The sequence below is a fragment of the Hymenobacter ruricola genome (genome assembly GCF_015694525.1).
GTDB lineage: Bacteria > Bacteroidota > Bacteroidia > Cytophagales > Hymenobacteraceae > Hymenobacter > Hymenobacter ruricola.
In genome coordinates, this window is record NZ_JADQDM010000007.1 from 53,594 (window position 1) to 65,684 (window position 12,091).

Consider the following 12,091-nt stretch of genomic DNA (forward strand, 5'->3'; position numbering starts at 1 on the left):
GCCCGCTCATTGCCCGCTGATTAGCTGCCGGCAACGTCGGCCAGGCTATTTGCAAAGGCCAGCCATGAAACGGCCAAACCTTCGGGGAGTGTGGGCGTTGTGCAAAGACATTTCTTCGTTTCAGCACTCTTTCGCATGAATTTTACCGACAAGAACATTCTCCTCGTGGGCGCCTCCTCGGGCATTGGGCTGGCCACGGCCCGGCTGCTCAGCGGCCTCGGGGCCCACCTGTTCACCGCCTCGCGCCACCTCTCGCCGGAGCTGGCCGGGTTGGGCACCACCCACGTGGCCTACGACGCCACCCAGCCCGTGGGCGCCGCCTTCGAGGCCCTGCCCGAGGTGCTGCACGGCGTGGCCTACTTCCCCGGCAGCATCAAGCTGCGGCCCTTCGAGCGCATCCCCACCGAGGATTTTCAAGCCGATTTCGACCTCAACGTGCTGGGGGCGGTGCGGGTGCTGCAAGCCACCATCAAGCGCCTGAAAAAAGCCGAAGGCGGCGCCTCGGTCGTGCTGTTCAGCACCGTGGCGGCCGACACGGGCATGAGCTTCCACGCCAGCATTGCCACCGCCAAGGCGGCCGTGGAAGGCCTCGCGCGGGCGCTGGCGGCCGAATACGCCGCCAGCGGCGTGCGCGTGAACTGCATCGCGCCCTCGCTCACCAACACGCCACTGGCGGCGGCGCTGCTCAACTCGCCGGAGAAGGTGGAGGCCGGCGGCAAGCGCCACCCCTTGCAGCGCATCGGCCAGCCCGAAGATTTGGCGTACACGGCGTCGTTTCTGCTGTCGGACCACAGTTCGTTCGTAACGGGCCAAGTGTTGGCCGTGGACGGCGGCATGGGCAAACTGAAATAGCAGCAGCCCGTCATGCAGCGCGCAGCGAAGCATCTTGCCCGGCACCGGTAATTAGCATTAGCACGCGAGAGGCTTCGCTGCGCGCTGCATGACGTTTCATCTGGAATTACCTCTTTTGACCCCATGAAAATCTGCCTCTTCTGGCACCGGCGCGACCTGCGCATTCACGACAACGCGGGCCTGGCGGCGGCGCTGGCCAGTGGCCTGCCGGTGGTGCCGCTGTTTATTTACGACCAGGACATTCTGGATTATCTGCCCAGCAAAGCGGACGCCCGGCTCACCTACATTTTCGATGCGGTAGAGCGGCTGGCGGAACAAACCGCAGCGGCCGGCGGCACTTTCCTGGCGCGCTACGGCCAGCCGCGGGCGGTGCTGGAGCAACTGGTGCAGGAATTTGAGGTGGCTGCCGTGCACACTAACGAGGACTACGAGCCTTACGCCCGCGAGCGCGACACGGCTGTGGGCGAAATGCTGGCCGCGCACGGCGTGGATTTTTTCCTCTATAAAGACCAGGTCATCTTCGCCAAAGACGATATCATGACGAAATCGGGCACCGTGCCCAAAGTATTTGGGGCTTACCACAAAAGCTACCTGGCCAGGCTGACGGACGAGTTGCTCCTGCCCTACCCATCGGCGGATGGTTTCAAAGCCGACAACCTGCACCGGATTTCCGCCGCGCAAGCCGGCCCGCGCCCCACACTGGCCGACATGGGGTTTGAGCGGTTGGCGCAGTACGTGCCCACGGCCGACCTGCCGGCCGACGCCGTGGTGCGCAACTACCACCACACCCGCAACACGCCCGCCCTGCAAAACGGCACCACGCGCATCTCGGTGCAGCTGCGTTTCGGCACCCTGAGCGTGCGGCAGGTGATGCGCCAGGCCAAAGCCCTAAACCCCAAGCTGCTGGCCGAAATCATCTGGCGCGACTTCTTCATGATGCTGCTTTGGCACTACCCCAACACCGCCACCGAGGCCTACGACCCCAAGATGCGCCACGTGCCCTACCGCAACCAGGAGGACGAATTCCGGGCCTGGTGCGAGGGCCGCACCGGCTACCCGCTGGTCGATGCCGGCATGCGCGAGCTCAACGCCACCGGCTACCTGCCCAACCGCGTGCGCATGACCGTGGCGGGCTTTCTGGTGAAGCACCTGTTCATCGACTGGCGCTGGGGCGAAAAATATTTTGCCGACAAGCTGCTCGACTACGAGCTGGCCAATAACGTGGGCAACTGGCAGTGGATGGCCGGCACCGGCGCCGTGGCCGCCCCCTGGTTTCGGGTCTACAGCCCCGAAAGCCAGCTCGCGCAAGTCGACCCCGAGCTGAAATACGTGAAGCGCTGGGTGCCCGAAGTCGGCACCAACCGGTACCCGGCGCCCATCGTCGACCACAAATTTGCCCGCGACCGCGCCGTGGCGGCCATTCGGGCCGCCCGCATTGCCGCGTCGTAGCGTGGACTCTGCGAGTCCGCGCCGGAGTGAACGTTTTATCAACACGCGGACTCGCAGAGTCCACGCTACGGCTCGAACCTACCGTGCACACAGGCGGTTGTACAGCTATGGAAAAGGACCGCATCAAACAAGCCTACCTCAGCTTCGTGCTCGGCGAAGGCCACCCGCCGCAATCGGTGTTCAAGCTCACGCAGCAGTTGGGCCTGGCCGAGGAGGAATTTTACCGGCACTACCCCAATTTTGAGGCCATCGACCGGGAATTGTGGGCCGATTTTGGCCGGCAGGCGCGCAGCACCGCGGCCGCCGAGCCGGTGTGGGAAGGCTACGGCAGCCGCGAAAAGCTGCTGGCTTTTTATTACACCTTGCTGGAAATTCTGAAGCAAAACCGGTCTTATGCCCTGATGAGTTTGCGCCGCTCGCTGCACCGCATCCCGGCCCTCTCGCCGCGCGTACTGGATGATTTCCGGCAGGATTTCGAGGTTTTCGTGACCGATATTCTGGCCGAGGGCCGCGTGAGCGGCGAAATCGCCAACCGCCCGCTGGTGCAGGACGGCTACCCGCGCTTCTTCTGGCAGCAGGCCCTGTTCGTGCTCGGCTACTTCGCCAAAGACGACACCGTGAACTTCGAGCGCACCGACGCCGCCGTGGAAAAAGCCGTCACGCTCAGCTTCGATTTGGTGGGCCGCAACTCGCTCGATTCGGCCGTGGATTTTGTGCGGTTTCTGGTCAGGAAATAGATGTAGGGGCGGGGCTTGCCCCCGCCCGGAAAGTCGCGCCATTTCCAAAGTACCGTTCACTGACGGGCGGGGGCATGCCCCGCCCCTACCCCTTATGTCCGACGAACCCCAAACTTCGCTGCCGACCACCAAGGTGGCCCGTGCCGCCCGCTTCGCCAAAACCGGCCTCAACGTGGGCGCCAACTACATCAAGCACTACGCCCGGAAGGCCGTGGGTGCCGACTCGACCACCGAAGACCTGCACGCCGCCAACGCCGCCGAGCTCTACGGCACGCTGAGCGAGATGAAGGGCTCCGTGCTGAAAGTGGCCCAGATGCTGGCCATGGAGAAAAACATGCTGCCCACGGCCTACGCCGAGCAGTTTGCCCAGGCCCAGTACTCCACGCCGCCGCTCTCCGGCCCGCTGGTGGTGAAGGCGTTTCGCGATGCGTTTGGCCAGTCGCCGTTTCAGCTGTTTGACGAGTTTGAGCCCGAGGCGCGGCAGGCGGCCAGCATCGGACAGGTGCATTTTGCCCGTCAGGCTGGCAAAGCGCTGGCTGTGAAGGTGCAGTACCCCGGCGTGGCCGACAGTATCAAGTCCGACATCCGCCTGGTCAAGCCCATTGCCCTGCGCGTGATGGGCCTCAACGAAGCTCAGGTGCGCCCCTACCTGGAGGAAGTGGAAACGCGCCTGCTCGAAGAAACCGACTACAAGCTAGAGCTGCGCCGCGGCCAGGAAATAGCGGCTCAGTGCGCCGGATTGGCCCATTTGGAATTCCCGGCTTATTACCCAGAATATTCCACCGCCCGCATCCTGACCATGGACTGGCTGCCGGGCCAGCACCTGAAGGAGTTCCTCGCTACCAACCCGCCCCAGGAAGTGCGCAACCAAATCGGCCAGGCGCTGTGGGACTTCTACCAATTTCAATTTAATACCCTGCACCGCCTGCACGCCGACCCACACCCCGGCAACTTCCTGCTGCGCGCCGACCACGGCGGCACCCTGGGCGTGCTTGATTTCGGCTGCGTGAAGGAAGTGCCGGCCGACGTGTACCAGCTCTTCACAGCCCTGCTGGCTTCGGAAACCCTGGCCGACGAAGCCCGCCTGACGGCCCTGCTCACCCAGGGCGGCGTGCTGCGCCCCACCGATGCACCGGCCATGCGGGCGCTCTACCTGCGCACCATGCACGCGTCGCTGGAGCTGGTGGGCCGGCCCTTCCGCCAGCCCACGTTCGATTTCGGCGACCCGGCCTACATGGCGGCCCTCTACGCGCTGGGCGACGACCTGATGGCCGACCCCGAGCTGCGCAAGCAGCGCGAGCCGCGCGGCTCCGAGCACTTCATTTACCTCAACCGGACCTACGTGGGGCTGTTTGCGCTGCTGACCGAGCTAAAAGCAGCAGTGCAGACGCAGCCCGCGGCCTAACTTAGGGCGGCCTTCTAAAACCGCCCGCCCGTGTCCCTCTTTTCCTACTTCCGCCCCAAGGATATCCCGTCAGCCCTTCCCACAGCCCAGCATCGATTTGACCTGAACTTAGTTAGGGAAGTTGCGCAGCATGGTTCCGGCAATTTCACGGTATCGCCGCTGGGCGTGCTGGCAGCCCTCTCCTTGGCCATGAACGGGGCCGGCGGAACCACCCACCAGGAATTTGGGAACGTGCTATTTGGCTCGCTAGGCGATGCTTCGGGGGCCGTTGCCGCCGTTGCGGCCTGGCTTCGGCAACTGCTTACGAAAGATGCACGCGAAAGCGCCGAGCTGACGCTGGCCACGAGCTTGTGGGCCAACCAGCACTTTACCCTTGCGCCTGCGTTTATCGAACAAGCCCACGCCTTGTACGAGGCCGAAGCGGGCACGCTCGATTTCACCACGGCTGAAGCCGCTTCCACCATCAACAACTGGGTTCGGGAGCACACGCAGGGCCGCATTCCGACCATGGTGGAGGCCCAGGCGCTGATGAATGCCCCGCCAGCGGTGCTGCTCCTCAACGCCGTGTACTTCCGGGCGAAATGGGACAGCCCATTTTATGAAGGGAACACGCGGCCAGGCCCGTTCCGCCTGGCCGATGGCCGCCAGCAGGAAGCCCAGCTCATGCACCAGGTCAGCGCGCACTTTGGCTACCTGGCGGGCCAGGGCTGGCAGGCGGTTTCGCTGCCGTATTTCGGGTATCCGTCCCGGTTTGCGATGCTGGTTTTCGTGCCCCATGCGCCCAGCGGCTTGCCCGCTTTTCTCACCGCCCTCAACGCCACAACCTGGGCCCAGTGGCTCCCCTCCTTTTCTGAGCGCGATGAGTTGGAGGTCGACCTGACCCTGCCGCGCTTTCGCGTGGAGTGGGAAGCTGATTTGGTGCCCGTGCTAGATGCAATGGGCCTGCGCGCGGCCTTCGCCCGCGGCGCTGATTTTGCTCCCATGGGCTTTCGCGCCGAAGACGGCGGGGGCTTTGTCTCGGCGGTGCTGCACAAAACTTTTCTGGAAGTTGACGAGGAAGGGACCGAGGCGGCGGCCGCCACCGCGGTTCTGATGATGGCCGGCGGGGCCCCGCCGACGCCCAAACGACGCGTAGAAGTCAAAGTTGATTCGCCCTTCTTCTATGCCATTGTTGACCAACAGGATGGCGCAGTGGTTTTTGCGGGCACCGTCAACGAGTTAGTTTCGGATGGAGCTCGGCCATGATGAACCTCCGCGAGGAATTACTGCGTGAACATTCGGCCCGCCAGACCCGGCGGCTCACCGACTATGCCTGCGCGCACCCGGCTCAGCTGGCGGAGCTGCTGCAGCTGTTTTGGTACGGCACGCCGCGCGAGCGCCAGCTGGCCGCCGACGTGCTGGGCTGGGCCGGCCAGCGCAAGCCGAAATGGCTGCTGCCGCACCTGCCGGGCCTGCTCGCCGCCGGGCAGCCGGGCCAGGGCCAGCACCCGGCCATTCGGCGGGCCGTGGCGCGGGTGCTGCAGTTCGTGCCCGTGCCCGAAGACTGGCAGGCCCTCGCCTTCGACACCTGCCTGGGAATGCTCACCAACGCTACCGAGCCGGTGGCCACCAAGGCTTATGCCATGAGCGCGGCGGCCCGGCTGGCCGCACCCTACCCCGAGCTGGTGCAGGAGGTGCTGACGGCCAGCGAAAACCTGTTGAGCACCACCCGCTCGGCCGCGCTGCACGGCCGGGCCGCCCGCGAGCTGCCGAAACTTCGCAACGTATTGCGGGAAGTTTTGCCGGATTAGCTGTTGAGGTTGCTCATTCGTTTCAATCCTCACAACTTCCATGAAAAAACTCCTTACCCTCGGCGCCGCGCTGCTGAGCCTGACTTTTTCCGCGTCGGCCCAAAAAATGGCCAGCTGCTGCGCCCGGCCCGCCGGCAACCTCTCGGCCTCGGCCACCGAAGCCTTCGCCATGCTGGCGGCCGACAAAGATTTTTCGGGCGGGCACGACGCGCCCCTGCCCTTCACGTTTGAAGGCGAAGGCAAGGCCATTACGTTTAAAACCCCCGACGGGCAGACCGGCCGCGGCTACGAAATCAAGAGCGCTACGCCCAGCACCAAGTACTTGTTCGTGATTCACGAGTGGTGGGGCCTGAACGACTACATCAAGAAGGAAGCCGCCACCTTCGCCAGCGAAATGCCGGGCGTCAACGTCATCGCCGTGGACCTCTACGACGGCAAAGTGGCCACCACGCCCGAAGACGCTGGCAAATACATGGGCGAAGTGAAAACCGAGCGCGCCGCGGCCATCCTCAAAGGCGCGCAAATGTACGCCGGGCCCAAGGCGCAGCTGGCCAGCATCGGCTGGTGCTTCGGCGGGGGCTGGAGCCTGCAGGAGGCCCTGCTGGGTGGCAAGCAGACGGTGGGTTGCGTGATGTACTACGGCATGCCCGAGAAGGACGTGGCCAAACTCAAAACCCTGAACACCGACGTGTTGGGCATCTTCGCGGCGCAGGACAAGTGGATTAACCCCGAAGTGGTGGGCCAGTTCCAGAAAGACATGGCTGCCGCCGGCAAAAAAGTAACCATCGAGAGCTACGACGCCGACCACGCCTTCGCCAACCCGTCGAACCCCAAATTCAACAAGGAATACGCCGCCAAAGCCCACGGCCAGGCCCTGGCCTACCTGCGCGGCAAGTTCAAGGTGAAAGCCTAGCCCCGCCGGCCGTGCGGGCCACCGCTGTTCGGTCACAGAAAAAGCCTTCCTCCTGCGAGGAAGGCTTTTTTGCTAAATTGTGGGCCCGATGCTCTTCATCCCACCCGCCATGGCCGCCGCCCTTGCTTCCCTCCTCGCCGAGTACGGCGAAAGCCACCAAAACCCCGCCAACAAGCTGGTGCACTGGGTGTGCGTGCCGCTGATTATGTTCTCGCTCATCGGCTTGCTGTGGTCCATTCCGGTGCCGATGCCCGTGCGCGGCATCAGCCACTTGTTCAACTGGGGCAACCTGGTGATGCTGCTGGCCTTGGTGTACTACGTGCGCCTGAGCCCGCGCCTTGCGCTGGGCATGGTGCTGGTGTGGGTGGCCATGGCAGCCGCGCTGAGCCTGGTGGTCAGCTACGCGGCCCTGCCGCTGTGGACCATTTGCCTCATCATTTTCGCCCTGGCGTGGGTGGGGCAGTTCTGGGGGCACAAGGTGGAGGGCAAAAAGCCCAGCTTCCTCAAGGACCTGCAGTTCCTGCTCATCGGCCCGCTGTGGCTGCTGCACTTTGTGTACCGCCGGCTGGGCTGGGGGTATTGAGGCACAACCCAGGGATGGCCCGTTTCAGGAGCCAGGCGCCCAAGCAGTAAAACGAAGGGCCACGTTTCTCCTGTCGTCCGGCGGGCTGCGCTCCAGCCCATTATTTGGGCCGCGCAATTTCTCCCGGGGTGCGCCCTGTCAGCTTTTTGAACACCCGGTTGAAGGTGGATTTCGAGTTAAACCCCGACTCTAACGCAATGCCAACCAGCGAGTAATGCGCCAGCCGCGGGTCTTGCAGCTTGCGCTCGGCCTCGGCCACGCGGTAGCTGTTCACGAAGTCGTTGAAGTTCTGCCCGCAGCCGGTATTGATGACGTGCGAGAGCAGCGAAGTGTTGGTACGCAGGCGGTGGGCCAGCTCGGCCAGGGTTAGTTCGGGCTCCAGCCAGGGTTGGTCGTCGGCCATCAGGGCCAGCAGCTTGTCGCGCCACGCATGAAGCTCGGGCGCCAGCGAAGCAGCGGGCGCGACGGGGCTGGAAGCGGCTGCCGGCGACTCCGGCGGCGCGCCGGGCAACGGGGACGGCGCTTCGGCAGGGGTTGTTTCGGCCGCTGCAAGGGCAGGCGCGGGAGTAGCGGCCGGGGCAGCTTCGGGGCCGGCAGCATCCGGGGGCAGCGGCAGCGCTTCGGCGGTTTCGGGCTCGAAGCGGAGCGGCGTGACGGCGGCAAAATTGGCCTGCAGGCCCACAATGCTCAGGTAGTAGATGAGCGCGCCGTTGGCGAAATAGGCGTACCAATAGTCGCCGTAGCCCAGCGGGCCAATGGCCCGGTTCACCACCTCAAAGCTCAGCCACAGCACCAGGCCAAGCAAGGCAACCACCAGCAAATCGCGCAGCCCCCGAAACCGCAGCCGCGCCGTGTCGGAAAAGTTGTCGTCGAGGTAGCGGCGGTAGCGGCGGAAGAGCCGGAGCGTGGCCAGCCCGTAGCCCAGCATAAGGGCGTAGCCGAGCCAGCCGGCGGGTGCCCCCAGCATATCGAGGAAGTTGGCGGCTTCGCCCTTGGTACCGTAGTGATGCGGCAACGCCTGCCCGTGCAGGGCGCGGCTCCAGCCCAAATCATAGAGGGCCGCCCCGGCATAGAGCCCCGCATACAGCAGCCCCGGCAACAGGTGCAGCCAATGCTTGCGCAAGGCAAACTCCCGGTTGGTCAGGCTGCGGAAGTACAGGTAGAACGTTGGCCCCCAGGCCAGCCAGGGCTGCCACGGCACGTAGAACATGGTGGTGGAATAGCCGTCGTGGCTGTCGTACCACCCGGCGTAGCCCAGCATCCACTGCGCCACGGGCAGCACGTTCAGCAGCAGCAGCACCGCCAGCAGGCCGTCGGGCAACGAGCTTTGGCGCGCGGCCCGCACGAATAAGTGCGCAGCCAGCGCCGTGCCCGGCACCACAAAAGGCAGCAGCAACCCGCTGTAAGCGTTGAAATCGAAGAACACGGCGCGAAGCTACGCACCGCCGCCGTCCGCATTGCCCTGAAGGCCAGCGCTTGCTACGCGGTGGCCAGCAGGCCCGCCAGCTCGGCCACGCAGTCGTTGAGCTGCTCCCAGGCGGGCAGCACAAAATACTGGTTTTGGTAGCGGGCGCCGGTGACGGGCGTGCGCAGCACGGTGGCCAGGTCGAACACCGGCCGGGGCGTGTTCTCGTTCACGCAGTGGTGGATTTCGCCGGCCGACGACAGCAGGCCCGCGCCGTAAAGCAGCGGCTGGCCCTCGTGCTGCACCAGGCCAAATTCGGCCGTGAAGAAGTACAGCGCCCACAGCTGCTCGCGCGCCGGCGAGCCCTCGGGCTGCGCGCAGTAAGCCTGCCCCAGCCCGTGCAGAAAATCGGCCAGGCCCTCGTCCAGCAGCATGGGCACGTGCCCAAACAAGTCGTGGAACAGGTCGGGCTGCGGGCTGAAGTCGAAGGCGTGCATGGGCCGGATGCGCGTCACAATCGGAAACTGCCGTTCGGCCAGGAGCTCGAAAAAGTGGTTGGGCTCGAAGGGCCGGCCCACCGGGGCCAGGCGCCAGCCCGTGTGCGCCTGCACGGTAGCGCTGAGCGCGGCAATGTCGGGAAGGGCGTCGCGGCGCATTCCCAACCGGGCCAGGCCCTGGCCGAAGGCCGGGGCGGCGCGCTTGTGCAGCAACGCAGTTTGGCGGTCAAACAGGATTTTCCACACCAGTTGGTCCTGGCTGGCAGTGGCGGCGATGGGGCGTTTGGTGAACATAGCAACGGGTCAAAAAAAAGCCCGATATCCTGACGGATTCGGGCTTTTGGAGGTTTCTAGTGAAGAGCGGGTTTCATGCCTTGTTCTTCCTTTTCGCCAATGGCAGCCCGTGCCCGCCCGGTTTGGGGCAAGTATACAGGGTGCTAAAATTGACGAGTTGGTGACGCATGATGGAAACGAATGTAAGGCTTGATTTTTAGAAAACAAGTCAATCGGGGCATTATTTTTTTACTTCTCCAGCTCACCGCGGAGCTTATACACGCGCCGCAGGTTGCGAATGAGCTTGGCCGACTCGTCGAAATTGAGCGTCTGCTGCCCGTCCGAGGCGGCCGTTTCAGGCGTTTCGTGGGTTTCGTACACGATGCCGTCGGCGCCGGCCAGCACGGCGGCCAGCGCCATGGGCGGCACGTGGTCGCGGATGCCGATGCCATGCGACGGGTCCACGATGACTGGTAGGTGGCTTTTCTCTTTCAGGATGGGCACCGCGTTCAAATCCAACGTATTGCGGCTGGCCGTCTCGAACGTGCGAATGCCCCGCTCGCACAAAATCAGCTTCTCGTTACCGCCCGAAAACACGTACTCGGCCGACGACAGCAGCTCCTCAATGGTGCCCGAAATGCCGCGCTTCAGCAGCACCGGCTTGTCCACACCGCCCAGGGCGTCGAGCAGGTTGAAATTCTGGGTGTTGCGGGCGCCCACCTGAAACACGTCCACGAAGTCGTGCATTTCCTCCACCTGCGACACCTGCATGACTTCGGTCACAATTTTGATGCCGCGCGCCCGGGCCATCCGGTGGAAATCCTTCAGCCCCTCCATGCCCAGCCCGCGGAAAGCGTAGGGCGACGAGCGGGGCTTGAACACGCCGCCGCGCATGAGTTGCACGCCGTTTTCCAGCAGGTGCGTCATCACCTTTTCCATCTGCGCCTCGCTCTCGATGCTGCACGGGCCGGCGCACAAGGCCAGGGTGCCCTCGCCTATTGTCACGCCGTCGCCGAGGTCGAGCACGGTGGGCTGCACGCGCCACTTGCGGCTCACCAGCTTGTAGTCGTCGCTCACGCGGTGCACGTCGCGCACGCCGGGCAGCTGGCCGATGGTGCGGATGTCAAAGTCCGCCTTCCCAATGGCCACCAGGTAGTGCGCGTGCTGGGTCGTGACTTCGGTGGCTTTGTAGCCCTGCTGCTTCAGGTGCTCGGTGATGGGCGGCACCGCGGCGTTTTTTTCGAGTTGAATTATCACTGTGTTGTTCGGAAATGGGATTCAGCACGTCATGCAGCGCGCAGCGAAGCATCTTTACCGCGCAAGTAATTTAACTAGCATCGAGGTAAAGATGCTTCGCTGCGCTCGGCATGACGGTATTATTTGTAAGAATCAACCTTGATGCCCCGTACAAACCGGACGGCCGTGCCGGAGGCATCGCCGTCGGCGTCTTGCAGCGCGCGAATGAGCGCGGAGCCGATGATGGCGCCCTGCGCATGGCCGCAGGCACGGTCGAAACCGGCCTTATCGGCGATGCCGAACCCGATGAGGCGCGGCGTTTTCAGGTTCATACTTTCGATTCGCTCGAAGTAGGCTTGCTGAGCGTCGGCGTCGGGCAAGGTGGTGCCGCCGGTGGTGCCGGGACCCGAAACCAGGTACAGAAAAGCTTCCGACAGAGAATCGAGCCGACGAATGCGGTCCTCCGAGGTTTGCGGCGTGATGAGAAACACCGCTTTCAGCCCGTATTGCCGGAACAGCGCGTGGTACTGCTCCTCGTATTCGTCCAGCGGCAAATCGGGCAGAATCAGGCCGTCGACGCCCACGGCAGCAGCTTTTCGCAGGAAATTCTCCATGCCGAACTGCAGCACCGGGTTGAGGTAGCCCATGAGCAGCACCGGCGTTTCGGGCACTTCGGCGCGCAGGCGCTCCAGCTGCCCAAACAGCACCGGCAGGTTCATGCCATTGGCCAGGGCGGCGGCGCTGCTGCGCTGAATGACCGGCCCATCGGCCAGCGGGTCCGAAAACGGCATGCCGATTTCGAGGATGTCGGCCCCGGCGGCCACCAGGGCTTTGGCCAGCGGCAGGGTGTCGTGCAGGCCAGGGTAGCCGGCGGTGAAGTACATATTGAGCAGGTTTTTTCTGCTCTGGAAGGCTTGGGCAATTCGGTCCATACGAAGGTTCCCGCAGAGG

General features: G+C 64.1%; 12 protein-coding genes. 8 read left to right on the forward strand and 4 right to left on the reverse strand.

Translation table 11 applies throughout. The annotated features are described in order from the left end of the window. Positions 1-135 precede the first annotated feature (135 nt). The 8 genes from I2H31_RS14575 to I2H31_RS14610 all read left to right on the forward strand — a co-directional run bounded on the left by I2H31_RS14575 (position 136) and on the right by I2H31_RS14610 (position 7,729). Entirely contained in the window at positions 136-852 is a 717-nt protein-coding gene (locus I2H31_RS14575; protein WP_196293771.1) for an SDR family NAD(P)-dependent oxidoreductase, read from the forward strand. Between the two features lie 123 nt (positions 853-975). After that, positions 976-2,301 carry a cryptochrome/photolyase family protein gene (locus I2H31_RS14580; RefSeq protein ID WP_196293772.1) on the forward strand — a complete coding sequence of 442 codons (1,326 nt, stop codon included), beginning with the start codon at positions 976-978 and terminating at the stop codon, positions 2,299-2,301. A 107-nt stretch (positions 2,302-2,408) separates the two neighbouring features. Next, positions 2,409-3,038: a TetR family transcriptional regulator C-terminal domain-containing protein gene (locus I2H31_RS14585; RefSeq protein WP_196293773.1), complete on the forward strand. Its 630-nt coding sequence runs from the start codon at positions 2,409-2,411 to the stop codon at positions 3,036-3,038. Positions 3,039-3,132: 94 nt separating this feature from the next. Then, positions 3,133-4,443 (forward strand): ABC1 kinase family protein, encoded by a 1,311-nt coding sequence (locus I2H31_RS14590; protein WP_196293774.1) that lies wholly within the window; start codon positions 3,133-3,135, stop codon positions 4,441-4,443. A gap of 30 nt (positions 4,444-4,473) precedes the next feature. Then, complete coding sequence (locus I2H31_RS14595; RefSeq protein WP_196293775.1) at positions 4,474-5,688, forward strand: serpin family protein; 1,215 nt, start codon at positions 4,474-4,476, stop codon at positions 5,686-5,688. Further along, the gene (locus I2H31_RS14600) at positions 5,685-6,233 is read left to right on the forward strand and encodes a hypothetical protein (protein WP_196293776.1); all 549 of its coding nucleotides are present in this window, start codon (positions 5,685-5,687) and stop codon (positions 6,231-6,233) included. The genes I2H31_RS14595 and I2H31_RS14600 overlap by 4 nt, the downstream gene beginning before the upstream one ends. Positions 6,234-6,273: 40 nt before the next feature. Then, positions 6,274-7,146 carry a dienelactone hydrolase family protein gene (locus I2H31_RS14605; RefSeq protein ID WP_196293777.1) on the forward strand — a complete coding sequence of 291 codons (873 nt, stop codon included), beginning with the start codon at positions 6,274-6,276 and terminating at the stop codon, positions 7,144-7,146. 109 nt (positions 7,147-7,255) lie between these two features. After that, positions 7,256-7,729 carry an Mpo1 family 2-hydroxy fatty acid dioxygenase gene (locus tag I2H31_RS14610; protein ID WP_196293778.1) on the forward strand — a complete coding sequence of 158 codons (474 nt, stop codon included), beginning with the start codon at positions 7,256-7,258 and terminating at the stop codon, positions 7,727-7,729. 100 nt (positions 7,730-7,829) lie between these two features. On the opposite strand, the gene I2H31_RS25660 is transcribed toward I2H31_RS14610, so the two are convergent. The 4 genes from I2H31_RS25660 to trpA form a co-directional block, all read right to left on the reverse strand. After that, positions 7,830-9,155: a helix-turn-helix domain-containing protein gene (locus tag I2H31_RS25660; protein ID WP_196293779.1), complete on the reverse strand. Its 1,326-nt coding sequence runs from the start codon at positions 9,153-9,155 to the stop codon at positions 7,830-7,832. A 53-nt stretch (positions 9,156-9,208) separates the two neighbouring features. Further along, positions 9,209-9,925: a phenylalanine-4-hydroxylase gene (locus tag I2H31_RS14620; RefSeq protein ID WP_196293780.1), complete on the reverse strand. Its 717-nt coding sequence runs from the start codon at positions 9,923-9,925 to the stop codon at positions 9,209-9,211. Positions 9,926-10,153: 228 nt separating this feature from the next. After that, positions 10,154-11,161 (reverse strand): 3-deoxy-7-phosphoheptulonate synthase, encoded by a 1,008-nt coding sequence (gene aroF / locus I2H31_RS14625; protein WP_196293781.1) that lies wholly within the window; start codon positions 11,159-11,161, stop codon positions 10,154-10,156. 119 nt (positions 11,162-11,280) lie between these two features. Then, a complete protein-coding gene (gene trpA / locus I2H31_RS14630) occupies positions 11,281-12,072 on the reverse strand; it encodes a tryptophan synthase subunit alpha (RefSeq protein ID WP_196293782.1) in 792 nt (263 codons plus the stop codon). Positions 12,073-12,091 lie beyond the last annotated feature (19 nt).

Excerpts from the sequence above, each read along its gene's own strand:
- I2H31_RS14585 (WP_196293773.1), top strand. The coding sequence starts at position 2,409 with ATGGAAAAGGACCGCATCAAACAAGCCTACCTCAGCTTCGTGCTCGGC.
- trpA (WP_196293782.1), bottom strand. The coding sequence starts at position 12,072 with ATGGACCGAATTGCCCAAGCCTTCCAGAGCAGAAAAAACCTGCTCAAT.
- I2H31_RS14620 (WP_196293780.1), bottom strand. The coding sequence starts at position 9,925 with ATGTTCACCAAACGCCCCATCGCCGCCACTGCCAGCCAGGACCAACTG.
- I2H31_RS14600 (WP_196293776.1), top strand. The coding sequence starts at position 5,685 with ATGATGAACCTCCGCGAGGAATTACTGCGTGAACATTCGGCCCGCCAG.
- I2H31_RS14590 (WP_196293774.1), top strand. The coding sequence starts at position 3,133 with ATGTCCGACGAACCCCAAACTTCGCTGCCGACCACCAAGGTGGCCCGT.
- I2H31_RS14580 (WP_196293772.1), top strand. The coding sequence starts at position 976 with ATGAAAATCTGCCTCTTCTGGCACCGGCGCGACCTGCGCATTCACGAC.
- I2H31_RS14605 (WP_196293777.1), top strand. The coding sequence starts at position 6,274 with ATGAAAAAACTCCTTACCCTCGGCGCCGCGCTGCTGAGCCTGACTTTT.
- I2H31_RS14575 (WP_196293771.1), top strand. The coding sequence starts at position 136 with ATGAATTTTACCGACAAGAACATTCTCCTCGTGGGCGCCTCCTCGGGC.
- I2H31_RS14610 (WP_196293778.1), top strand. The coding sequence starts at position 7,256 with ATGGCCGCCGCCCTTGCTTCCCTCCTCGCCGAGTACGGCGAAAGCCAC.